Source organism: Pelodictyon clathratiforme (genome assembly GCF_982375515.1).
In genome coordinates, this window is the sequence record NZ_OZ455102.1 from 849124 (window position 1) to 871017 (window position 21894).

The following is a 21894-nucleotide window of genomic DNA, read 5'->3' on the forward strand; positions in this document are numbered from 1 at the left end:
ATCCCGTTTAATCCATTCAGAAAAATGGGTTAAACGGGTTCCAAGATCAAACGCATGACAAAAATAAAAACTGGGTTGCAGGTTTACCATAGTGCGAAGAAATCTCCCCAGGGTTTTTGTTGTATTGATTTGAAGAACTCTATTGGCTCAATAGTTGAAAAACGATGCTCAAACCACAGAGCGCCAAGTGCATAAGAAAACCCCAGGCCTGGATATTGGAAATAGTATTCAATGCTTGAACTGGCAACGGCTTTCGAGTATCCCAGGAGTGAGGTAACAGTTCTGATATCACTTTGAATCTTTTCTGCATTTGTTCCATGAAAGAGCTCCAAACTTTTGCAGCGTGCTGATTTGAGGTGTTTGGCAAGATCCCGATGAGATGTTGTCCATTCGCACCAGGTTGCCCAGCCCTCTAAAAAAGCAATTGCTCCATGATCAAAGAAGGGTGGCTGTAGCTCATTGACAAAACTGTAGAACGTGCTATGACCAAAAACTTCGTGGATTATTGTTGCACGAAAATTTTGATACCCGAGCTGATCCGGGTTATCATAAACAATGAGTTCATCGGCATCCGCACCAGACAGAGATGTCGGCCAGTATTCAGCAAAGCCAAAATTCGGCACAACCTTGATAGTAAAATCGGGGATGTATCCTGCAATTCCCTTTAAGGATGGGGGAATTGTTTCATGCAGCTCCCGAATGATCTCTTTGGTGATTTTTAAAATGTCATGACCGGATATTCCAGTATCGACGATTGGAGGTTCTATCTCAGTTACAGCATTTTTTAAAAGAGCGTCAAGAGTGGAACCAAAAATTGGCTCAAATATGTCGCAGTGGTAATTGCAAAAGGGCTCTGCGGATGCAGTTTTGACAATTTTAAGCAATACATCCTTGTGCACAGCGCTCAGTTTCTCAGACGATTCAATTTTTGAGCGGTATATATCACTCAAAAAAATCGGAAGAAAGAGTGGGCTCTGCTTTGTTGCAGCATCAATAACCGCTTGTCTATCGCACGCCTCGTCACAGCAGGTCGAAATCAACTGACTTACCGAAAGCTTGCTGGTGTAAGTGGAGAGAAGAGAGGTCATAATCCTGCGAGAAGGCTCATGGCTCATCTTGCGAATGGACTCTTCCACCCTGGAACGAAGTGATTGGTCAAACGCTACTCGATAGCGCCAATCCCATGTGTCAATGATGTTCAATTATATTCCTCTGTTTTGCAATAACGGCGAAAGGGAACTCTTTGCCGCCGAGCAACAACATCTTCTGTTTCGGATACGTTAAAAAGATAGCAATAAAGGCTCCAAAAGGCAACAAACTCTTGAGGTACAGTGTCACTCCCACGGCATATTGTACCAGTTGACGAACTCTTCACAAGTACTCTCCAGGATGCTGTATTTTTTGCCGTGCGCATTAGTTCTGTTGTAGTTAACTTTGGCATCCCTGAAAAGCTGTTTTACCATCTCCCTCAGATAGTTCTCAACTTCCGAAGGGTCTGATACCTCCGCTGCGTAGAGTAAAGATTGAACTGCTGAAGCTGTACTGGACTCCTCATCATGTTTTTTTTTGGCGATGGCAAGTGCAAGTGCATAATGCAACATTCCGGCAACGAGAGGTGCAAGGCGGTGGGTTCGTCCCTGTGGAACAAGTTCGTTGAGCATATTGATCCAGACAGCATAGGTCTCAGCTCCAACAACAGAGGCTAAATTTTGTTCAGGTTTGTTTGGCATGTTTAAGTTTGTCGTAATCATGAACCAAAGTCTATCGGTTTGATGATGTTTCTCCGGAATTCATTTAATGGTTCTGTCAGGCCCGCCTCAGTAAAACGTGCTGCAATACGTGAACCAGTTTTTCGTTGTGCCTGATCCTCTTCGCTGACAGCTCTGCGCAAAATCTGACGCACCTCTTCCTCTATACTCCAGCCATGTCGGGCAGCACGCAATTCTAGCATGCGATTTTCATCATCATCGATATTGCATACAATAACTTGAGTCATGAAATACCTCCAAAATTAATGAGACATCCTAACGGGAGAAAGGTAAAATTAAAGTTTGAAAAAAAGGCTTTTCGGGTTTCTTTACTGAGATGCTCTTTTTTACTACAACACTCATTTTTGTTTGTTGAGTTAACTATTTCCACTCTATTTCATTGCAACCAGGAGGGTTTTTACTGGTAATCCCCCTGGTTGTTTTGTTGACGCATAACCCCTGGGTTAACTGATTAGAGTGAAAGCTCCCTCATGATGGTCTCCATATCCTTGTCGCCGCGCCCCGAAAGGTTGACCACAAGGATGGCCTCCTTTTGCATGGATGGAGCCCTTGTAATGGCGTAATGTATGGCGTGGGCCGATTCCAGCGCACAAATAATGCCTTCGGTTTTTGCCAGTGTTTCAAGCGCAGCAAGTGCCTCGGTGTCTGTTGTCGATGTATAGGTTACCAGCCCGAGTTCCTGCAGGTAGCAGTGTTCAGGGCCGACTCCGGGGTAGTCAAGGCCTGCCGAGATGGAGTGCGCCTCCTGAACCTGCCCATCTTCATTCTGCAGCAGTTTTGTCAGTGCGCCATGAAGCACTCCCGGTTTTCCGAGGGTCATTGAGGCAGCATGTCGTTTGTCGAGTCCCTCTCCTGCCGCTTCCACACCAACCAGCTCGATCTCTCGGGCATCCTTCAGAAACTCATAAAACATACCCACCGCATTGCTGCCGCCGCCAACACATGCCGTGATAACATCAGGAAGCCTTCCTGCCTGCGCCAGAATCTGCGAACGGGTCTCTTTGCCTATGACGGCCTGAAAATCCCGAACAATCATCGGATAGGGATGCATACCGACCACCGAGCCTATAATGTAAAAGGTCTCTTCAGGATTATTCATCCAGTCGCGGATAGCCTCGCTTGTTGCGTCTTTCAGCGTTTTTGAACCACTTCCGACTGGCCGAACCTCTGCGCCAAGCAGTTTCATTCTTGCCACGTTTGGCGCCTGCCGCCGAATGTCCTCTTCACCCATATAGACAATGCACTCAAGATCGAAAAGGGCACAGACGGTTGCGGTGGCTACTCCGTGCTGACCGGCGCCGGTTTCAGCAATAACCCTTCTCTTGCCCATACGGCGGGCGAGCAGCACCTGGCCGAGTGCATTATTGATTTTATGGGCTCCCGTATGGCAGAGATCCTCCCGCTTGAGATAGATCTGTGCTCCCTGCAGCGTTCTGCTGAGTCGTTCTGCATGATAGAGAGGGGTCGGTCGCCCTACATAATCACGGAGCAGTTTGTCAAGCGTCGCCTGAAAGGCCGGATCGCTTTTTGCCTTAAGGTATTCCGATTCAAGATCGGCGGCATTTTTAAAGAGCGTTTCAGGGATAAACTTGCCGCCGAAACAGCCGAAATGACCGGAAGTATCGGGTGCGGAATAATCAGAGGGCAGCATGGAGTGTGAAAAAGTTAAAGAATTGCTTACAGTGTGGTTACCACATACAGAGCCGGGAACCTTTACAGAAAATAGCAGCTACACGACCAATAAAATAATATATTTAAACTTTTATAAGTGAATAGCATAATACTGTAACGGAGCATTACTGCCTTGAAGTTTATCAAGCAAAAAACCTCGTTTCTGGCTCTCCTTTGCCTTGTTGTCTCTGAGTCTTCACTTTTTTACCGGGAGGATTTGCATGCTGCCGGGATTTCGGGTCAGCGGCATCAGGATTCTCCCGTCCAGAAGCCGGTCGTGGCCGATTCGCTTTCCGGAAAGGGAGGGCTCAAAAGCACTATTCTCTTTACAGCGAAGGACTCCCTCATTTATAACCTTGATACTCGAAGCATGGAGTTGTGGGGTAAAGCGAGTGTTGGAAAAGATGAGGCCAGTGTCAAGGCGCCAAAAATAGTTATCGACCTTGATACAACACTGCTTCATGCTTTTGGTGATGCCGATTCTTCGAAAACGCCCTTTGAACCCGCTCGCTTTACTGATCGGGAGGGGAGTTTCGATGCGGCAACGATGACCTACGATTTTACAACCGGCAGGGGGGAGACTTCTCATGTTTCATCCTCTTCAAGTGGTATTTATTTTACCGGTGAGCAGGTTTCGAAACTTGAAAATGGGGATATGATCATCAGGGATGGTACTTTTACCACCTGCAACGAAGATGATCCCCATTTCTGGTTCTCCTCTTCTCATATGATCGTTCATACCGATAAAGGGGTTACAGCAAGACCGCTGATCATGTACATCAGGCCGGAAATTTTTTCATGGCGCCCTCCCGCCCTGCCGATTCTTGTACTGCCTTATATGCTTTTTCCGATAAGTTCGGGAAGGACATCGGGTTTTATTATTCCTCGTCTCAGCAGTCATGACCAGAGCATTTTTTTGTCGAATCTTGGTTATTTCTGGGCTATCAATGATTATATGGATTTCAGGTCTGAGGGTGACATCGCTGTGAACGGAAGTTGGCGGCTCGGTGAGCGGTTTCGTTTTGCAAAGCGGAACCTATTTACAAGCGAAATTTCAGGGGAATACAGACACTATCCTCTCTATACCGACTGGAATGCCAAAATTCTTCATAATCAGTTTTTCGACCCTTCGACGCGCCTTGATGTCAACTTCCAGTTTCAGGGCGCTCCTCATGGCTACAATCTGAATTCCATTGATTCGGAGAGTATGGTCAGCCAGCAGTCCAATGCCCGAGCCTCTCTGGTGAAAACGTTTCATGATGAGAACAGCATTCTCTCTGTTTTTTACGATCGTTCTGAAGAGCTAAGTACTCTTGCCCTTTCACAGAATATCGGGGTATCGTTCTATCAGAACAGGATCTATCCCTTTCGTTCCGGCGTTCAGGGTGATGACTGGAGGTCGGATCTCTCCTTGACCACCGGTGCTGCTGTTGTCAAGCATTTTTCTTCACGGAATTCCGAGGACTTTTCTGGCTATTCGGCAAACCTCAGTGGAGAGGTGGGGTACTATCGTGAGTTTGGGACTGGCACCAGGGCACTTTTTACGCAGGGAATCAGATTTCAGGGAAGAGAGGGTGGTAATGGACTTTTCGACGATACTTACACGGGTACGAGTGTTGTGTTTCCGCTTCGCATGCAATCCACACTGTTCAGTCATTTCAACGTCAATCCGGCCATTACTTTTGTTCAGTCGTTGCATCCGAATGCCGGAAACAGTGACTTTTCAACAACTATTTTCTCAGTTGATTCCAGTACAAGGGTTTATGGTATTCTTGATACCGGGTTTCTTGACCCTATTCTTTCTCTCAAGGCGTTACGTCATACCTTTATTCCCACGATCAGCTATGTGTGGAATCCTGCATTTTCCGGCAGCGGGTATAATTCCAGCTCTCATACCTATGACTGGCCATACCAGAGGACTTTTGACCCCGGTCTGCCTGAGGGGCAGAGTACAGTTGGCCTTACGTTGAAAAATCTTTTTCATGGCAAGTTCGGGGACTCCCGGTCTCTTCTGGAGGCTGATTCTCCAGTTGGTGATCACACGACGCAATTACTTTCGTTGAGCGTTTCGACCGGGTACAACTTTGCTGCTGATGCTCTTCAGTTTGCGCCATTGACCATTCTTGCGTCAAGTAACGCCCTCTCGGATAATTTGCTGTTCAGTGCAGGTTCCATGTATGATTTTTACAGTTATGATCCGGTGACCGGGGCAAGGGTTAACCGTTTCAACAGTGAGGAGGGTAACGGATTGCTGCGTTTCGTCAGGGGGTTTCTCGACATGAGTCTGAGCATTCAGGGCAGTAACCAGGCTGCGTCAACCATTTTGCCATCCCGGTCACCAGTTTTTATGAATACCCTTCAGACCTATTTCAATACAGGTAATCTCAGCAGTATCGATTATAATCTGCCCTGGCAGCTTCGTTTTTCACTTTTTCTGCAGGCTGACAGGAGCAATCCTGTTGAGCCAGAGAGCATCTCACTGTTCAATGCAGCAGCACAGGCAGCATTGTCAAAAAACTGGCAGATTGCCATGAATACCGGGTATGATTTTCAAAACGGGGAGTTGGTTTTACCCATGTTCCAGATTTCCCGTAATCTTCATTGCTGGCAAATGAGTGTTCAGTGGGTTCCTTTCGGCCAATTCCAGAGCTATGCTGTCGAAATTGGCCTGAAGGTTCCAGAGTCGAAAGATATTCACGTCAGACAGAGAACGGCGGAGTAACTTTTTTCCGCAGAGAGAGAGCCAAAGAGTTACTCAAGAAGGTCAAGTATCCGTGCCAGTCGCTTGTTAAACGCTTCATGGGCATCATGGTGGATACAATGTGATGCTTTCGGAATGATGAATGCTCCAGCCTGTGGCAGAAGTTGCTGAAATTCAGGGATGATTTTATGTGGCGGGAGTGCAACATCTTCCGCTCCCCAAACAAGATAGGCTGGGCCGTTGTAGTTGCAGGGTTTTGCAAGGTGGTCGAGCCTGAAATCAAGCGGTCTTTTTGACGGCGAAAGGTAAGAGAATTGAGCCCCCTTGTCCTGAAGGGGTCGGGTAAACTGGTTTATCAGTTTTTCATCAACCTTGTTTTGGTTAAAGTACGTTGGTGTAAGGCTTTGACCAACGGCAACCGGGTTCGCAAAAGCAGCAAGAAGCATCTCTCCAATGAGCGGGGAGGCGACAAGTCCAAAAAAGAGAGAGCTCATGCCATCCATCGTGTCGGCAAAAAGGCCGGAAGGGTTGACAAGAATAAGCGCCTTGACTTTTTCTGGCTTGTGGTGAGCAAAATAGACTCCGCTCGCAGCGCCCATCGAGTGGCCAACAATAATGATCGAATCAAGTTTTTTTAAGAAGAGAAAGGTCTCGATCTGTGAAGCGAAGAGTTCCAGACAGTAACGTACATTGGGTTTCTGTGACTTGCCGAAACCAATCAAATCCATGGCATAGATTTTGTGATTACGGTCAAATTCAGGGATATTCAGATCCCAGTGTTCAATCATCCCTCCGTACCCATGAAGAAAAAGAATAGGGGTTTTTCCCTCGCTATCTTCTCCATACTCCTGGTATCGGATTTTTGCCTCCTGCTCAGGGGAGAATTGCCAGAGAAAATATTGATCTTTTACGGTGCTCTTCATGGTAATAATCAAGTGATTGAAATGATGCCGTCTGGTGCTTAAAGGTAATATAGTTTTTTAAGGCAAGAGAAAAGATATTAGGTTTCTACGGAAAATAGGGTTAAAATAATCCTGTTTAATATAAATTGAATGCTATGCTTCAGGTTTCCAGGAAATTTGAATATGGACTTCATGCGGTTACCTATCTGGCAACAAAGGGTGTGGGTAGGGTTGTGACCGTAAAGGAGATGGCCGATGAGATCGGCTTTTCACAGGAGTTCCTTTCCAAGGCTATGCAAAGTCTCAAACGGGCAGGTATCGCCACCTCTGTGCAGGGCGTAAAAGGAGGTTATACCCTTGGCAAGACGATGGATGAAATTACTGTTGCCGATATTGCGATTGCCATTGAAGGGAAGCCGCATCTGGTTCGCTGTGGTGTGACTCCGGATAGCTGTGAAATTTTTTCCTCCTGTCATCACCGCGGTTATCTGAATAACCTGCAGTACAAGATACAGGAGCTTCTGACTGCGACTACCTTGCACTCTCTTCTTGATGAGATCAAGCCGTGAGCATCCAGATCCAAAAAGTTTTTTCCTGAGCTTGAAGCTTCATTTCTTATCTTCCGGGTCAGTGTTCCCCTTTTTGCGGGTTTTCCAGTTCGACCATTACTGAAACAAGATGATATTGCAATATGACCACTCATAGGCTCAATTATTCAGCAGCGGCTGAAACGAGTCTGCCGGATATCGTTCTCAAAGGCATTAATACCCATAATCTCCGCAATATTTCGGTTTGTATTCCGCGGAATCGTTTTGTTGTGCTGACTGGTGTCAGCGGATCGGGCAAATCAAGCCTTGCCTTCGATACTCTTTATGCGGAAGGTCACCGTCGTTATGTGGAATCCCTGTCAGCCTATGTGCGTCAGTTTCTTGAACGTATGCCTCGTCCGGATATTGCAAGTGTTGAAGGAATTGCTCCGGCAATAGCTATTGAGCAGAAACCCATTCCGAAAAATCCTCGCTCTACTGTTGGTACGGTGTCGGAGATCTATGACTATCTCCGCCTGCTTTATGCCCGCATCGGCAAAATTTATTCTCGTGATACCAACGAACTTGTTTTAAAGCATACTCCCGATGATGTGAGTCTGCAGGCTGGATTTTTTGAGGAGGGCACGAAATTTTATGCCGGTTTTTTTTTCCCGGCTCATCAGGATGCAGGGCACCATACTTGTCCGGTCCAGGATGAAATAGCAAATCTTCTGAAAAAAGGCTTTTTTCGTGTGGTTGCAGGGGAGGAGATGCTTGATCTCAACCAGGAATCGGCCTGCAAGCGGGTGCTTGAGATGCCGAATTCCGAACGTTCATCTCTTCTTGTACTCGTCGATCGTTTTGTGGCGCGGCATGACGAGAAAGTATTTGGCCGTATTTCACAGGCTGCCGAGAGCTGTTTCAATGAATCCGGAGGGTATGCTGTCCTGAAGGTTGTTGGAGGAAAAACCTTCATTTTCAGTGATCGGCTTGAACTGAACGGGATTGAATATCAGGAGCCCTCTCCCCAGCTTTTTGCCTTTAATTCCCCGATTGGTGCCTGCACAACCTGCCAGGGGTTTGGACGTATTGCCGGTATTGATGAGGATGCAGTGGTGCCAAACAAATCACTTTCGCTTGAAGAGGGTGCCATTGCCTGCTGGAATTCGGAAAAGTATCGCTGGAATCTCAGGGATCTTCTTGACTGTGCGGATGATCTTGGTATCCCGATTGATGTGCCGTATGAAAAGCTCTCATACGAGCAGAAGGAGATTATCTGGAAGGGTACTGCGGATGAACGGTATACGGGGATCTGGCCCTTTTTTGCTGAAATTGAGAAGGATGCCGGTTATAAAATGCACTACCGGGTCTTTTTGAGCCGTTATCGGGGCTATGCGACCTGTCCTGATTGCGAAGGGAGCCGCCTGAATCCTGATGCAAGGCTTGTCAGGGTTTCGGGCCGTCATATCGGTGAGGTTTCGCGCATGAATATTGCGGATGCCTCCGATTTCTTCCGGAATCTCAATATTTCACCCTTCGACCGCAAGGTGGCTGAGGTTATCTTGCAGGAAATTATCAAGCGCCTTGGTTATCTGCTTGATGTCGGATTGAACTATCTCACCCTTGATCGTCTGACTCATACCTTGAGTGGCGGTGAGTTTCAGCGTATCAATCTTTCAACATCCCTTGGTTCTCCGCTTGTTGGAGCAATCTATATTCTTGACGAACCGAGCATAGGGCTGCACCAGAGTGATTCTGCACGGTTGATCACGCTGCTCAGAAAGTTGCGTGACTTGGGTAATACCGTTGTTGTTGTTGAGCATGACCGCGAAATTATTGAGGCTGCCGACGAAGTTATTGACCTTGGCCCCTATGCAGGTCGTCTTGGCGGTGAGGTGGTTTTTCATGGCTCAATAGCGGCCATGAAGGAGTCTGGCACCTCTTTGACCGCCCAGTACCTCAACGGCAAGAGGCAGATTGTGGTGCCAGTGGTTCGCAGAAAGGTGGATTTCAGCTCCTGCATTGAAATCACCGGCGCCATGCAGAACAATCTGAAAAATATTAATGTTCGTTTTCCTCTTGGCGTCATGACCTGTGTGACCGGTGTGAGTGGTTCAGGCAAGTCCACTCTGGTTAATGATATTCTCAACAAGGGGATTATGAAGGAAAAGGTTGGATTGAAGGAGAAGGTGGGCACGCACCGCTCAATTTCGGGAGCATGGCTGGTCGATCGGGTTGAGCATGTTGACCAGTCACCCATTGGGAAATCAAGCCGCAGTAACCCCGTTACCTACCTGAAGATATTTGACGATATCCGCACCCTTTTTGCCCAGACAAAGGATGCCCGTGAGAGGGGGCTGAAGGCTGGGTATTTTTCCTTCAATATCCCTGGAGGACGTTGCGAAACTTGTGCAGGAGAGGGCAGTGTTCACATTGAGATGCAGTTTCTTGCCGATATAGAGGCTGTTTGTGAGGATTGCAGTGGTCTGCGTTACAAGGCCGAGACCCTCGAAGTGAAGTACAACGGGCTCTCTATTGCAGAGGTGCTTGCCCTCACGGTAGAAGAAGGGATCACTTTTTTCAGCAAAGAGAGGGGAATTGCAAAAAAACTTCTGGTGCTCGATGAAGTAGGGCTTGGCTATATCAAGCTTGGTCAGTCTTCAAGCACTCTATCCGGTGGTGAGGCCCAGCGCCTGAAGCTGGCAAGCTTTATTGCCCATGCGGATGTGGCGCATACCCTTTTTATTTTTGATGAGCCCACAACCGGTCTGCATTTTGAGGATATCAAAAAGTTGATCGGCTGTTTTGAAAAACTTCTCGAACAGCACAACACCCTTGTTGTTATCGAACACAATCCCGACATCATCATGCAGGCCGATTGGGTTATCGACCTTGGCCCGGGAGCTGGTGACAAAGGAGGTGCTCTTGTTGCGGAAGGAACGCCCGAAGAGATTGCTCTCAGAAAGGACTCTTTGACCGGGCGCTATCTCCTGCCTTTGTGTGCGCCTTAACGCAAGCCTTATCAGCCCGTCAACTCCTATCCGGGTCATCCTCAAGTGCTCCGCCATGAAGCCGGATATGTGGAAAGTGCGATGCTGAGGTGCGCTCCACCCAAACCGCCTCTCCTTTGCTGAAATCGCTCTCGTTTTCGGCTACCGAAAGCCTGTTTTTGGCAAGAGCCGATATTTCCTGCAAAAGAGTGGCGAATTGCCGCTCTTCGTCAGTCGCCGTATCATCACGCATTTTCGACTGTATACTGTCAAGTTTTTCTACGGTAACTTTACCGATCGTGCAATAATAGAGTTGCTGGTTCATTGTTATTTATGATAGTTAATAACCTTCCTCTCATGATAAAGAAACTCTTTGGAAGGAAAAGTATTTTTGTTATTATTAAGTGTCCTGTTAGCACTCGACTCTGTTGAGTGCTAACAGCATAAACTCTCTGATTTCAGTCAATAGTATCTTACTATTAAATCTAAAACCCAAACAAGAGAAGACAATGAACTTGAAACCCTTATCTGATCGAGTTATTGTTAAGCCTGCAGCGGCGGAAGAAAAAACCAAAGGTGGCCTTTACATTCCTGATACCGGGAAAGAAAAACCGCAGTATGGTGAAGTTGTTGCTGTAGGAGCAGGTAAAATTGCCGATAATGGCCAGTTGCTTGAAATGCAGGTCAAAGTTGGCAGTAAAGTTTTGTATGGCAAGTATTCCGGTACAGAAGTAAGCGTCGAGGGTGAGGATTATCTCATCATGCGTGAGTCGGACATTTTTGCTATTCTTGGCTGATCTGTGATTAACTTTTTTTAAAAAACTTACAGGAGGAACGCTTTACAATGACTGCTAAAGATATTCTTTTTGACTCTGATGCCAGAGCAAAACTTAAAGTTGGCGTTGACAAACTCGCCAATGCCGTGAAGGTTACCCTTGGACCTGCCGGACGTAATGTACTTATCGATAAAAAATTTGGTGCTCCAACCTCAACCAAGGATGGCGTCACTGTAGCAAAAGAGATCGAACTCTCTGATCCTTTTGAGAACATGGGTGCCCAGATGGTGCGTGAAGTTGCATCAAAGACCAGTGATGTTGCCGGTGACGGTACCACCACCGCAACAGTTCTTGCCCAGGCAATCTATCGTGAAGGCCTCAAGAACGTTGCTGCAGGCGCCCGTCCGATTGACCTCAAGAGAGGCATCGACCGTGCGGTTAAAGAGGTTGTGCAGGAGCTGAGAAATATCAGCCGCAGCATCTCTGGCAAAAAAGAGATTGCACAGGTAGGAACCATCTCTGCCAACAACGATCCTGTAATCGGCGATCTGATTGCTGATGCGATGGATAAAGTTGGAAAAGATGGTGTCATCACCGTCGAAGAGGCCAAGGGAATGGACACTGAGTTGAAGGTTGTTGAAGGTATGCAGTTTGATCGTGGCTACCTTTCTCCCTACTTCGTGACCAATTCCGAGACCATGGATGCCGAGCTCGAAGATCCGCTGATTCTTATCTACGACAAGAAGATCAGCAACATGAAGGAGCTGCTTCCGATTCTTGAAAAATCAGCACAGTCCGGTCGTCCTCTTCTGATCATTTCAGAAGATATCGAAGGCGAAGCGCTTGCAACAATTGTTGTCAACAAGCTCCGTGGCACCCTGAGAGTATGTGCTGTCAAGGCTCCTGGCTTTGGCGATCGCCGCAAGGCCATGCTTGAAGACATCGCTATTCTTACCGGTGGTACCGTTATTTCCGAAGAGAAAGGCTACAAACTTGAGAATGCAACCATTTCCTACCTCGGTCAGGCTGGTCGCGTGACTGTCGACAAGGACAATACCACGATTGTCGAAGGCAAGGGCGGCGCTGAAGAGATCAAGGCTCGTATCAACGAAATCAAGGGACAGGTTGAAAAATCGACCTCTGATTACGATACGGAAAAACTGCAGGAACGTCTTGCAAAACTTTCAGGCGGCGTTGCTGTCCTCAACATCGGAGCTTCAACCGAAGTCGAGATGAAAGAGAAGAAAGCCCGTGTTGAAGATGCACTGCACGCAACCCGTGCTGCCGTACAGGAAGGTATCGTCGTTGGTGGCGGTGTTGCCCTGATCCGCGCAATCAAGGGTCTCGACAGAGCTATTGCAGATAACGAAGATCAGAAAACCGGTATTGAAATTATCCGTCGTGCACTTGAAGAACCACTTCGCCAGATTGTAGCAAACACCGGTACCACCGATGGCGCCGTTGTTCTGGAGAGAGTAAAGGCAGGAACGGGTGATTTTGGTTTCAATGCCAGAACAGAACAGTACGAAAACTTGGTTGAAGCAGGTGTGGTCGATCCAACAAAGGTAACCAGAAGCGCTCTTGAGAACGCAGCATCGGTTGCCAGCATTCTGTTGACCACCGAAGCAGCAATTACCGATGTGAAGGAAGAGAAATCCGACATGCCGGCAATGCCTCCGGGCGGAATGGGTGGAATGGGCGGCATGTATTAATTTTTGGCGCCTCCATACTCTATAAAAAAAGCCAGCCTTCGGGTTGGCTTTTTTTTGTTATTGATTGTTGATATTGACGTTAGGCAAGAGCTTTTTTTGGAAAAAGATGCCATGAATATTTCAGATAATCTAAAGCGTTGTGTACTTTTGACCAAAAGAGGGTGTGGAAATATATCGAAAGCTGGACATTTTTAACGGTAGTTAGTCATGAGTACTCCAAAGACAGAAGTATCAACCATGTTGCAAACTCTTTCCGATGACGTCAACTATGAGGATATACAGTATCACTTGTATGTTCTGGAAAAAGTTAATCGTGGTCTTGAACGAGTTGAAATTGAAGGTGCAATTTCACATGAAGTGGTAAAAGATCGTTTGAGTCGATGGCTTGTTTGTTAGCATGGTCACCCGAAGCTCTTGAAGATGTTGAGTTGATTGCCTCTTTCGTAGAGCGCGATTCACTTTGGTATGCTAAAATTGTTGCCTCAAAAATTGTCAGCGCTGCCGAAAATATACCATCTAATCCCGAAATGGGACGTATGGTTCCAGAGATTGCTGACAAAAACATCCGTGAACTGTTTGTTTATAGTTACAGGTTGATCTATCGGATTGAACCTGAACGCATTGTTGTTGTGGCAGTCATTCATGGCAGTCGTCTTTTGCAGCCCTTCGTTCAGCGTATTGAAAGCGGCATATAATATCGCCATATCTACAGAATAAAATCTCTACTTCTATCACAAATGTAGTCAAATTAGTTTGAAGGCCTGCCGAAATAATGTGGGGTTCAGGTGAGTAATTTCCGTACCCTCTGACTGCAAAAAATCGTTGATAATTTTGATGGATTCATTATACGATTGACTAACCCGACAACGAACAAGGTATCAAGAAAGATTGGTGGAGGCATTTTTTTCTCCGGATAGATAGATATCAAGATTTGCTGCAAAATCTTCTGGAGCATCAATCTGAATCTGACGAAGTTTTGTCATTAAGCCCGGCTTTTTTTGCGGTTGGATTTTTTCGGAAACAGTGCGTATGTCAATCCATTACCCCCCCAAGCATAACTGAAAGTATGCAGATTCAGTCAAAACCTTAAGCTTGTAATCAGGGAATAAGTGAAATGACACATCCCAAACACGGTGCGTGGCATCGAAAAAGAGGCAATCAACACTTCAGATAGTCGAGAGCGTTGCGTACTTTCGTGAAAAGGGTTATGCTTGCCTTGAAACATAATATGATACTTTTAACATACAAGATGTCGAGATTCGTGTCAACAACACAACCAAAAGCAGTAGTTCTTCTCAGCGGTGGCATGGACAGCCTTGTTACCACAGCAATGGCTCATGCCGCAGGCTTTGAGCTTGCAGCCATGCATGTCAATTACGGGCAGCGAACCTGGCAGAAGGAGCTGGAGTCGTTCCGTTCCATCTGTAGCCACTACAACATAGAGCAGCGACTTGAAGTCAATGCCGATTTTCTTGCCCAGATTGGCGGCTCATCCCTCACCGATTTCTCCATGCCGGTGGGCGGTGCTGACCTGCAGGGCTCTTCGATACCTACCAGTTATGTGCCATTCCGCAATGCGGGTTTTCTCTCGATGGCCGTGAGCTGGTCGGAAGTGATCGGTGCCAGCAAGATTTTTATTGGAGCGGTCGAGGAGGATTCCTCCGGCTATCCCGACTGCCGAAAGGTATTCTATGACGCTTTCAATACCGTTATCGTACTCGGAACGAAACCGGAGACCGATATTGCAATCCTTACTCCGCTCATTGAGATGCAGAAGTCGGAAATTGTCCGAAAAGGCATTGAGCTTCAGGTTCCCTTCGAATTGAGCTGGTCATGTTATAAAAGTGAAGGGAAGGCCTGTGGTCTCTGTGACAGTTGTGCCCGCAGACTCAGAGCCTTTGAGATGATGGGCATTACCGACCCGATTGATTATGAAGCTCGTCCTCTGTATATTCAGCAGAAATCGGCAGAGCATAGCAGGCATACCAGCAGTATTCATCCTTCAATCAATACCCTTCAGTCATGAAATCTGTCAAACCGCTCTCTTTTGAACCGGACTCCTCTACAGCACGGTTCAACCTCTCTTTTGCCCTTATGGCGGCCATCTGGCTCCTTGGTCTTGCAGGGCATTTTACGCCGTTTCAGGAGTGGCCCGCACTTTTCCTTTATGTTATTGGTTCCATTGGTCTGGTGCTCTACCGGGGTAAAACAACCGGTGAATGGAAGGAGATGTATCTTGCTGGAGGTGACCTGAAGAAGTCGCTCTTGTGGGGTGCCATCGGTGGTACACTCCTGTTACTGGTTGCCATGATGAATACTGCTATGATGAAGAGTCAAAATGATACTGCAATGATGTCCGGGATGGAGTATCTGCTTGTCAATCGTTCGCTCCTTTATCTTTATCCGATTCTGGTTATTGCTGAAGAGTTCCTTTGGAGAGGAATCATGCTTTCGGCTATGATTGAGAAGGGTTTGAATAAGCATCTGACTGTATTTTTGACGACCCTGTTTTTTCTTCTTAATCATTTAGCCGTTGCTCCTGTAAATATGATGGAGAGAGCAATGATGGCGATGATGGCATTTCCATTGGGTATTATTGGTGGTTATATTGTTGTGAATACCAGAAATGTGTGGGGGAGTGTTCTTGTGCACATGCTTGTCATGACTTCCATGATAGCCGCTATTCAGATTATCTTGTAGAAATTATTGCCGACAAATATAAAAGTTCATTATGTCTGAGAATCGAATTACCCAGTTGGTGAAGCAGGATAAAAAATTCCTGATTGCCTATTATATGCCGGAATTTCCGGTAACTGGCTCGACGCTCCCCGTGCTTGAGGCGCTTGAGGAGAGCGGGGTTGATATCATTGAGCTTGGTATGCCCTATTCTGACCCGATAGGCGATGGGCCAGTGATTCAGGATGCAGCCCATACCGCTATCCGTAACGGTGTGACCATCAAATATCTTCTTGAACTGGTACGCAGAGCCCGGCAGGGCGAAGGGTGCAAAAAAATTACAGCCCCCATCCTTCTGATGGGCTACTGCAACCCCCTGATTGCTTACGGTGGTGATTGTTTTCTGCATGATGCCCTTGAGGCGGGAGTTGACGGATTGCTTATTCCCGATCTTCCTCCCGAGGAGGCGGCAGATTTTCTCGAAAAAGCAAAGGGGTTTGGCCTTACCGTTGTCTTTCTTGTTTCACCGGTTACTCCACCCGAAAGGATAGAGCTGATCGACAGCCTCTCGACCGATTTTTCCTACTGTCTTGCGGTCAATGGTACAACAGGGACAGCGAAGCTTTCCGATACGGCGACAGAGTCAGCGGTTGATGACTATCTGAAAAGGGTACGCCAACATGCCCGGAAAAAATTTGTTGTCGGTTTTGGCATCAAGGATAAGGCGCAGGTAGAGCATATGTGGAACTTTGCAGACGGAGCCGTCGTGGGAAGTGCCCTTTTGCAGTACATCGCAGCTTCTGCAACTCCTGAAGAGACAGCCCGCCTGGCCGCGGAGTTCTGGAAAACGTTGCGCTGACCGATGGCACTCTCTCCCTCGGTTGATATCATTATTCCCCATTACAGGAGGCGCGACATGCTTGAGCGCTGCCTTGATTCGCTCGAACAGAGCAGCTATCCCTCCATGGGCATCATCGTGGTCGATAACGGTGGCAGCGAGGCGGGCCTTGTTTTTCTTGTCAAGCGTTACCGCAATGCACGTCTGTTACGACTTCCGGAAAACAGGGGGTATGCCGGAGGTTGCAACGCGGGGCTGAAAAGCTCTTCGGCTGACTATGTGGTTTTCATGAATGACGATACGGAGCACGATCCGATGTGGCTTGAACAGCTTGTTACGGCTGCTCTTGCCGATAGCCATATGGGAGCCTTGCAGCCTAAAATCCTTTCGCTTAAGCCTTATCGCAAGGGCAAAAAGATCTTTGATTATGCCGGTGCTGCGGGCGGTATGATGGATCAGCTTGGTTATCCCTGGTGCCTTGGTCGGACATTTTCCGGTGTTGAGAGCGACAGGGGGCAGTACGATTGCGGGAAGGAAATTTTCTGGGCATCGGGTGTTGCCATGTTTGTAAAACGAGCGGTGGCCGAAGAGCTTGGAGGGTTTGATGAGGATTTTTTCATGCAGATGGAGGAGATTGACCTCTCCTGGCGGATGAAGCTTGCTGGATACCGCATAGCATCGGTTCCTTCATCACTTGTTCTGCATGAAGGGGGTGCATCGCTGCAGGGCGGATCGGCAGAAAAAATTTATCTCAATCATCGCAATAATGTGACTATGCTTCTGAAGAACCGTGGTATGGCAGGGCTTCTGTGGGTGCTTCCGCTGCGTCTGTTGCTTGACCTTGCGGTTGCACTCTTTTATCTCACACAGTTTCCCGGATCGCTGAAAAAATCAGGAGCAGTGTTCCGCGCATGGTCTTTCAATCTCCGGGCTCTTGCTGCGACCATGAAGAAACGCCGCACGATACAGACGTCAAGGGTGGTTGATGATCGTACCATTTTTCGTGACGCTCCGCCCTCACTCCTTTTCAGACGGTAACGATTTCGCATGGTTTAATTCAGCCTGTTTTTTCATTGCGATCATCATCAGAGGACAATCCCGATTCTGCACATTTCTGACAGCAAACTGGGGGGCATAAAAATCCGGCTTCACTTCTGCCCTGTAGGTAAGAAATGTTCCTGCTCCCTGCGGGTAATCGACCAAAGTCCACTCTCCCTGATAGACCTTGAAATCACCGGTTATTTGCTGAAAACGAAGCCGCGTCAGCCCCTCTCCCCATACTTTCATTTTTATGTAGACCTCTTTCGAGAAGATAAACATTCTGCTTTTTCCCTTTTCAAACATCACGATTTCAATACCATTGTCCGAAATGATGTCGCTGTCGATAATATTCGGAACAAAATTTTTATGATTTTTAAAATCAGTTATCACTTCCCAGACCTTTTTTGGCGGAGCTGCAATATAGATTTGTCCCTCTATGCCGGTAACTCCCTCCTGCAGATTTGAGAGCGCTACAATGACCTCTCCGGTTAACAGTCTTGCCCTTTCTCCCGTCAGAGAGTCAGAATGAGTTGTCGTTATCGGCAGCGCCCTGAGGGATGCGGCGTGAAAAAAAAACAGTACAGCCATGAGAGGCAGTATCATCTTGTTTAATAGTCTGATGCGTCTCTGCATGCTGTATTCCTGGTCAATGAGGTAACGGGATGATTCGTGACTGTCAGGCTGTTTTCAGTAAAGCAGTCCTGGTTGTTTGCTACTTTTTGGGTGGTGTCAGATGACCCCATTTCACCATATCTTTTATAGTTTCAATCAGACTTTCCCTGACTGGCATGAAGGAGATGCCAAGTTCACGCCTGATTTTCGAATTGTCATAGTGCATGGTACGTCCGATGGTTGTGCGGATATACATGCCGATATCCTTCGGCTGTGTGAAAGAGAGCCCTTTCATGAGCAGAGTACCTATCTTTCCTGTCATATTGGCCTTTGGCAGGGCGTACTTATCGAAACCAGAAGATTTAAGCAGTGCTACCACCTCTCTCATGTGCAATGCCTCAGCCGAGCAAAGGTAACGACCGCTTGCTGTATCGGTTTCCATTGCAAGAATATGCGCTTTTGCCACATCCCGCACATCAACGAAGCCCCAGTTGATGTCTATGATTCCAGGGTAAACGCCAATCATGATGTCGCGAATCATCTCATTGGAGGTATTGAGTGATGGAGCGAGTGAAGGGCCAATAACCATAAAGGGATTGATGGCAATCAGATCAAAAGGTGGTCGCTTTTTCATGATGAAATCCCATGCCGCCAGTTCAGCAAGGGTTTTTGAGTAGTGGTAAGGATTTCGATCGAGAGAGGACATGATGTTCCACTCTTTTTCCGTAAAAATTTTTGTGCTGTCCGGCTCATCGGTAATGGCGGCAATGGAGGAGGTCAAAATCACTCGTTTAACGCAGCCCGATTTCAGGCAACTTTCAAGGAGCGTTTCGGTTCCGTTTACTGCTGGATCAACCAGATCGGTTTGTGGATTTTTTACCTTATTTTTATAAGGGCTTGCCGTATGCATTACATAGTCGCAACCCTCTACGGCCTTGTCGTATGAACCGGGAGCAAGCAGGTCAGCCTCAACAAGTTCAAGATGCTCCGCAGCTCCTGGAAGAGCGAGGAGGAAAGGGTAGTTCTGAGAGCTTTTGCGTACCGTTCCTCTGACGCGGTATCCTTGTTCAAGCAGTTGCTTGACGATATGGGATGCAATGAATCCGGAAGCTCCGGTAACGCATACTGGTTTCTTGGTCTTCATGATTTTATTTATAAGTGTATGACTGCAGGAGAGAATGCAGCTCTTCAGGGATACCAGAAAAGATCACCTTCACGTAATGTACATCCAGTTCCTGAACTCTCCAACGTTATCAGGGCGAGTTCAGGGTGAAAGGGAAAAGAGAGATCGGATTTCGGGGTTCACAAAACGTGTGAAGAGTTTTTCAATGAGAGAATACCCCTGGAAGAAGGGTATTTCTTTTGCAAACCCGGAAGCTTATTACTACAATGGAATAGGCAGGTTTTTTCAAGATGCACAAAGCGTGTGGGCTTCTTTTGCTGTTCCCCATATGTTCTACCCGAAATTATTGTTGCCGATGGAAGAAATATAATAGACGGTCATGCACATGATAGCATCGTTCGAAGATCACCTTTTGACGGCCTTGCGGGCCTTTAATCATCTTCTTCACGCATTTCTTGCCTTGGCTCTTGTTATGGCAAGTCTCATGGTGTTGTGGGAATTTTCCGTTGCTGTTGTTCACTCAGTTGAGATGAATAATCTGGCTCATGGTTTTCTGCAGTCACTGGGCACCCTTTTTATTGTGTGGACGCTCTCAAGCCTCATTTCGGCTGAAATCAACTATGTGCAAACCGGCGTTTTTCATGTGGTGGTTTTCATCGAAGTTGCCATGATTACGCTCCTGCGGCAATTGATTGTTGAACCGGTCAAGATTGCCACTGCAGGCCAGAATGTTGAGCAGCTTTTTAATCCATGGCACTATGCTCTTTTGCTCGCCTCCCTGCTTGTGATTGGTATTTTGCATAAACTGGTGACCAGTTCCGATAAAAAGGATCAGGAGCAGGACGTATCAGGCGGCAAAATGTCGAATACGGGAAACCTTACCCTCCCATTATCGTGACGGCTTTTCATTTCTCAGGGTTTCATCCATCATTCTGCTTGCCGGTTGTTGTTCCTTTTTTTCTGCCCAATGCATTGCCTGGAGAGATGCAAGGCTGAGCAGGAAAAAACCAGCAATGAGCGGTCGTACAGTGCCGTCGTAACGGAGTAGCCGAGTGCCCTGTGGTTTGCGACAACCATGAGGGTGTTGCCGGTAATATTTTTGAAAGAGAAGATAACTCTTTTTTCACGCCATCTCATGCAAAGAGCGGTTCAGCGTGGATGATCACCCGTCCTGCATTGGGCAGGGAGCGATAAATTGCTCCTTCCAGTTGGCTGGTCAGTGAGTGAACCTCTTCAAGGAGTACCTCGTCGTTAAATGAGCAGTGCAGGGTAATGAAGAGCTTCTCTTTATCTGTTTTACGAATCTGAATATCGTGGACATCCTGGATTTTCCTGATGCTTTGTGCTGCATTGATGATCGTGTCGCGTACAACTTTTTCTTCTCCGGCCTGAAGGGTCGTGGTACAGCACTCGTCATTGCGGAGTGGGTCAAGGTGGATGCAAATATTGAGTTCACCGTCGAACTCGCGGTGTAACTCCTCTTCAAGTGCGTTAACGGTATCGTGTGCCTGCTTAATGGTGAGTTGCTGGTCGATTTCGACATCAAAAGTGATCTGTTTTTGCCGTTCAGTGAGGTTTGTGGAAATGTTATGGGCGTGAAGGTTATGATTCAACCCTATGACATGGATCCGTTCAGCAATAGTCTCGCTGTTGAGTGCAATTGGCCTTGTGTTGATGGTGATATCACCCACGGGAAACTCATCACGCACTCTTTTTTCGATATCAGAGCAGATGCGCTGAACCTTTTCAACCGAGAGCGTTCTGTTGATACAGACGGCCATTTCAATGAATACCTGCGGCCCGGTTGGTTTTACCCGCACCTTGTCGATGGAAATGACCCCACTGACCGTCATGGTTATCTCCTCAAGACGATCGGTAATGCCTTCCGGTGCGGCATCAATCAGTACGTCAATGGTTTTTTTCCCAAGGTTGAATGCTGCCCAGCCCACCAGCAGTGCGACCGCAATACCGGCAACAGCATCAGCCCAGGCAATACCGAGTGAAACAAAAATGAGGCCCAAAAGCACGACCGCAGAGCTGAGGATATCAGAGCTGAAGTGCAATGCATCAGCCTCAAGGGCTTGACTGTTCGTCTCTTTCGCGACTTTTTTCAGTGCCCTCGACCGTGAAAAATCGACCACAATGGAGATGACCATAATGGCAATGGCATACCACTTCACTTCGATCTCTACGCTCCCGGCAAGCAACCTTTCAGTTGCGGCGTAGATAATCCAGATGCTCGTTACAACAAGAAGAGCGGTTTCAATAAGCGCCGAGACGCTCTCGACCTTGGCATGACCGTAGTGGTGTTTTCTGTCGGCTGGTTTGCTGCTCATATTTACGGCGAACAAGGTCAGGGAGGCAGCGCCCAGGTCGAGGGCAGAATGGGCGGCTTCGGATATAATGCCGATGCTGCCGCTCATGATACCGACAACGAGCTTCATAATCGTAAGAAGAAGGCTTGCCAGAACCGAACTCAGGGCAACCTGTTGTTTTTTATGAGCATTTTCCATGAAGATATTTTGCTGCTTTCTATGAATTGTTGTTCAGTAATTT

General features: G+C 47.3%; 23 protein-coding genes. 13 read left to right on the forward strand and 10 right to left on the reverse strand.

Going from position 1 to position 21894, the window contains the following annotated elements; all coding sequences use genetic code 11:
- Nucleotides 1–83 precede the first annotated feature (83 nt).
- From AC56AD_RS04080 to trpB, 4 genes are all read right to left on the reverse strand, one after another.
- Nucleotides 84–899 carry a hypothetical protein gene (locus AC56AD_RS04080; RefSeq protein ID WP_150085592.1) on the reverse strand — a complete coding sequence of 272 codons (816 nt, stop codon included), beginning with the start codon at nt 897–899 and terminating at the stop codon, nt 84–86.
- Between the two features lie 435 nt (nt 900–1334).
- Complete coding sequence (locus AC56AD_RS04085) at nt 1335–1730, reverse strand: hypothetical protein (RefSeq protein WP_150085594.1); 396 nt, start codon at nt 1728–1730, stop codon at nt 1335–1337.
- 17 nt (nt 1731–1747) lie between these two features.
- Complete coding sequence (locus AC56AD_RS04090; protein WP_012507610.1) at nt 1748–1996, reverse strand: FitA-like ribbon-helix-helix domain-containing protein; 249 nt, start codon at nt 1994–1996, stop codon at nt 1748–1750.
- 224 nt (nt 1997–2220) lie between these two features.
- Nucleotides 2221–3420, reverse strand: coding sequence for a tryptophan synthase subunit beta (trpB, locus tag AC56AD_RS04095; protein ID WP_012507611.1), 1200 nt, complete (start codon nt 3418–3420; stop codon nt 2221–2223).
- Nucleotides 3421–3573: 153 nt separating this feature from the next.
- On the opposite strand from trpB, the gene AC56AD_RS04100 reads away from it, so the two are divergent.
- A complete protein-coding gene (locus tag AC56AD_RS04100) occupies nt 3574–6162 on the forward strand; it encodes a putative LPS assembly protein LptD (protein ID WP_012507612.1) in 2589 nt (862 codons plus the stop codon).
- A 29-nt stretch (nt 6163–6191) separates the two neighbouring features.
- On the opposite strand, the gene AC56AD_RS04105 is transcribed toward AC56AD_RS04100, so the two are convergent.
- Nucleotides 6192–7064, reverse strand: a complete 873-nt coding sequence (locus tag AC56AD_RS04105) for an alpha/beta fold hydrolase (protein WP_012507613.1) — start codon at nt 7062–7064, stop codon at nt 6192–6194.
- Nucleotides 7065–7198: 134 nt separating this feature from the next.
- On the opposite strand from AC56AD_RS04105, the gene AC56AD_RS04110 reads away from it, so the two are divergent.
- Together AC56AD_RS04110 and uvrA are read left to right on the forward strand one after the other, a co-directional pair.
- The gene (locus AC56AD_RS04110; RefSeq protein ID WP_012507614.1) at nt 7199–7612 is read left to right on the forward strand and encodes an RrF2 family transcriptional regulator; all 414 of its coding nucleotides are present in this window, start codon (nt 7199–7201) and stop codon (nt 7610–7612) included.
- 122 nt (nt 7613–7734) lie between these two features.
- The gene (gene uvrA / locus AC56AD_RS04115; RefSeq protein WP_012507615.1) at nt 7735–10581 is read left to right on the forward strand and encodes an excinuclease ABC subunit UvrA; all 2847 of its coding nucleotides are present in this window, start codon (nt 7735–7737) and stop codon (nt 10579–10581) included.
- A 19-nt stretch (nt 10582–10600) separates the two neighbouring features.
- Here the strand turns inward: uvrA and AC56AD_RS04120 are convergent, their stop codons facing one another.
- The gene (locus tag AC56AD_RS04120) at nt 10601–10885 is read right to left on the reverse strand and encodes a hypothetical protein (RefSeq protein ID WP_012507616.1); all 285 of its coding nucleotides are present in this window, start codon (nt 10883–10885) and stop codon (nt 10601–10603) included.
- Between the two features lie 184 nt (nt 10886–11069).
- Between AC56AD_RS04120 and groES the strand changes: the two genes are divergently transcribed.
- From groES to AC56AD_RS04160, 8 genes are all read left to right on the forward strand, one after another.
- Nucleotides 11070–11357 (forward strand): co-chaperone GroES, encoded by a 288-nt coding sequence (gene groES, locus AC56AD_RS04125; protein WP_012507617.1) that lies wholly within the window; start codon nt 11070–11072, stop codon nt 11355–11357.
- Nucleotides 11358–11404: 47 nt separating this feature from the next.
- Nucleotides 11405–13048 (forward strand): chaperonin GroEL, encoded by a 1644-nt coding sequence (gene groL, locus AC56AD_RS04130; RefSeq protein WP_012507618.1) that lies wholly within the window; start codon nt 11405–11407, stop codon nt 13046–13048.
- 207 nt (nt 13049–13255) lie between these two features.
- Nucleotides 13256–13444, forward strand: a complete 189-nt coding sequence (locus AC56AD_RS04135; RefSeq protein ID WP_012507619.1) for a hypothetical protein — start codon at nt 13256–13258, stop codon at nt 13442–13444.
- Complete coding sequence (locus AC56AD_RS04140) at nt 13429–13743, forward strand: type II toxin-antitoxin system RelE/ParE family toxin (protein ID WP_012507620.1); 315 nt, start codon at nt 13429–13431, stop codon at nt 13741–13743. Before AC56AD_RS04135 ends, AC56AD_RS04140 begins: the two co-directional genes overlap by 16 nt.
- Before the next feature lie 554 nt (nt 13744–14297).
- On the forward strand, nt 14298–15074 hold the full coding sequence (gene queC / locus AC56AD_RS04145; RefSeq protein WP_012507622.1) for a 7-cyano-7-deazaguanine synthase QueC: 777 nt from the start codon (nt 14298–14300) through the stop codon (nt 15072–15074).
- On the forward strand, nt 15071–15748 hold the full coding sequence (locus AC56AD_RS04150) for a CPBP family intramembrane glutamic endopeptidase (RefSeq protein WP_012507623.1): 678 nt from the start codon (nt 15071–15073) through the stop codon (nt 15746–15748). The genes queC and AC56AD_RS04150 overlap by 4 nt, the downstream gene beginning before the upstream one ends.
- Before the next feature lie 31 nt (nt 15749–15779).
- Nucleotides 15780–16583 carry a tryptophan synthase subunit alpha gene (trpA, locus tag AC56AD_RS04155; RefSeq protein ID WP_012507624.1) on the forward strand — a complete coding sequence of 268 codons (804 nt, stop codon included), beginning with the start codon at nt 15780–15782 and terminating at the stop codon, nt 16581–16583.
- Between the two features lie 3 nt (nt 16584–16586).
- A complete protein-coding gene (locus tag AC56AD_RS04160; RefSeq protein WP_012507625.1) occupies nt 16587–17600 on the forward strand; it encodes a glycosyltransferase family 2 protein in 1014 nt (337 codons plus the stop codon).
- Here AC56AD_RS04160 and AC56AD_RS04165 read toward each other — a convergent pair.
- Together AC56AD_RS04165 and AC56AD_RS04170 are read right to left on the reverse strand one after the other, a co-directional pair.
- Entirely contained in the window at nt 17580–18236 is a 657-nt protein-coding gene (locus tag AC56AD_RS04165) for an SRPBCC family protein (protein ID WP_012507626.1), read from the reverse strand. The two genes, AC56AD_RS04160 and AC56AD_RS04165, sit on opposite strands and share 21 nt — an antisense overlap.
- Before the next feature lie 79 nt (nt 18237–18315).
- Complete coding sequence (locus AC56AD_RS04170; RefSeq protein WP_012507627.1) at nt 18316–19359, reverse strand: SDR family oxidoreductase; 1044 nt, start codon at nt 19357–19359, stop codon at nt 18316–18318.
- Nucleotides 19360–19393: 34 nt separating this feature from the next.
- Here AC56AD_RS04170 and AC56AD_RS04175 point away from each other — a divergent pair, with 34 nt between their 5' ends.
- Together AC56AD_RS04175 and AC56AD_RS04180 are read left to right on the forward strand one after the other, a co-directional pair.
- Complete coding sequence (locus AC56AD_RS04175; RefSeq protein ID WP_041526420.1) at nt 19394–19708, forward strand: hypothetical protein; 315 nt, start codon at nt 19394–19396, stop codon at nt 19706–19708.
- A gap of 9 nt (nt 19709–19717) precedes the next feature.
- Complete coding sequence (locus AC56AD_RS04180; RefSeq protein ID WP_012507628.1) at nt 19718–20236, forward strand: phosphate-starvation-inducible PsiE family protein; 519 nt, start codon at nt 19718–19720, stop codon at nt 20234–20236.
- Nucleotides 20237–20265: 29 nt separating this feature from the next.
- Here the strand turns inward: AC56AD_RS04180 and AC56AD_RS04185 are convergent, their stop codons facing one another.
- Together AC56AD_RS04185 and AC56AD_RS04190 are read right to left on the reverse strand one after the other, a co-directional pair.
- A complete protein-coding gene (locus tag AC56AD_RS04185) occupies nt 20266–20475 on the reverse strand; it encodes a hypothetical protein (protein WP_041526421.1) in 210 nt (69 codons plus the stop codon).
- On the reverse strand, nt 20472–21851 hold the full coding sequence (locus AC56AD_RS04190) for a cation diffusion facilitator family transporter (protein ID WP_012507629.1): 1380 nt from the start codon (nt 21849–21851) through the stop codon (nt 20472–20474). The genes AC56AD_RS04185 and AC56AD_RS04190 overlap by 4 nt, the downstream gene beginning before the upstream one ends.
- Nucleotides 21852–21894: the final 43 nt, after the last annotated feature.

What these genes read in the sequence shown, in the direction of transcription:
- AC56AD_RS04170 (WP_012507627.1), bottom strand. Translation starts at nt 19,359, where the DNA reads ATGAAGACCAAGAAACCAGTATGCGTTACCGGAGCTTCCGGATTCATT.
- trpB (WP_012507611.1), bottom strand. Translation starts at nt 3,420, where the DNA reads ATGCTGCCCTCTGATTATTCCGCACCCGATACTTCCGGTCATTTCGGC.
- trpA (WP_012507624.1), top strand. Translation starts at nt 15,780, where the DNA reads ATGTCTGAGAATCGAATTACCCAGTTGGTGAAGCAGGATAAAAAATTC.
- AC56AD_RS04190 (WP_012507629.1), bottom strand. Translation starts at nt 21,851, where the DNA reads ATGGAAAATGCTCATAAAAAACAACAGGTTGCCCTGAGTTCGGTTCTG.
- queC (WP_012507622.1), top strand. Translation starts at nt 14,298, where the DNA reads ATGTCGAGATTCGTGTCAACAACACAACCAAAAGCAGTAGTTCTTCTC.
- AC56AD_RS04165 (WP_012507626.1), bottom strand. Translation starts at nt 18,236, where the DNA reads ATGCAGAGACGCATCAGACTATTAAACAAGATGATACTGCCTCTCATG.
- AC56AD_RS04175 (WP_041526420.1), top strand. Translation starts at nt 19,394, where the DNA reads ATGCAGCTCTTCAGGGATACCAGAAAAGATCACCTTCACGTAATGTAC.
- groES (WP_012507617.1), top strand. Translation starts at nt 11,070, where the DNA reads ATGAACTTGAAACCCTTATCTGATCGAGTTATTGTTAAGCCTGCAGCG.
- AC56AD_RS04105 (WP_012507613.1), bottom strand. Translation starts at nt 7,064, where the DNA reads ATGAAGAGCACCGTAAAAGATCAATATTTTCTCTGGCAATTCTCCCCT.
- AC56AD_RS04180 (WP_012507628.1), top strand. Translation starts at nt 19,718, where the DNA reads ATGCACATGATAGCATCGTTCGAAGATCACCTTTTGACGGCCTTGCGG.
- AC56AD_RS04135 (WP_012507619.1), top strand. Translation starts at nt 13,256, where the DNA reads ATGAGTACTCCAAAGACAGAAGTATCAACCATGTTGCAAACTCTTTCC.
- uvrA (WP_012507615.1), top strand. Translation starts at nt 7,735, where the DNA reads ATGACCACTCATAGGCTCAATTATTCAGCAGCGGCTGAAACGAGTCTG.
- AC56AD_RS04150 (WP_012507623.1), top strand. Translation starts at nt 15,071, where the DNA reads ATGAAATCTGTCAAACCGCTCTCTTTTGAACCGGACTCCTCTACAGCA.
- AC56AD_RS04110 (WP_012507614.1), top strand. Translation starts at nt 7,199, where the DNA reads ATGCTTCAGGTTTCCAGGAAATTTGAATATGGACTTCATGCGGTTACC.
- groL (WP_012507618.1), top strand. Translation starts at nt 11,405, where the DNA reads ATGACTGCTAAAGATATTCTTTTTGACTCTGATGCCAGAGCAAAACTT.
- AC56AD_RS04160 (WP_012507625.1), top strand. Translation starts at nt 16,587, where the DNA reads ATGGCACTCTCTCCCTCGGTTGATATCATTATTCCCCATTACAGGAGG.
- AC56AD_RS04090 (WP_012507610.1), bottom strand. Translation starts at nt 1,996, where the DNA reads ATGACTCAAGTTATTGTATGCAATATCGATGATGATGAAAATCGCATG.
- AC56AD_RS04140 (WP_012507620.1), top strand. Translation starts at nt 13,429, where the DNA reads ATGGCTTGTTTGTTAGCATGGTCACCCGAAGCTCTTGAAGATGTTGAG.
- AC56AD_RS04120 (WP_012507616.1), bottom strand. Translation starts at nt 10,885, where the DNA reads ATGAACCAGCAACTCTATTATTGCACGATCGGTAAAGTTACCGTAGAA.
- AC56AD_RS04185 (WP_041526421.1), bottom strand. Translation starts at nt 20,475, where the DNA reads ATGAGATGGCGTGAAAAAAGAGTTATCTTCTCTTTCAAAAATATTACC.
- AC56AD_RS04085 (WP_150085594.1), bottom strand. Translation starts at nt 1,730, where the DNA reads ATGCCAAACAAACCTGAACAAAATTTAGCCTCTGTTGTTGGAGCTGAG.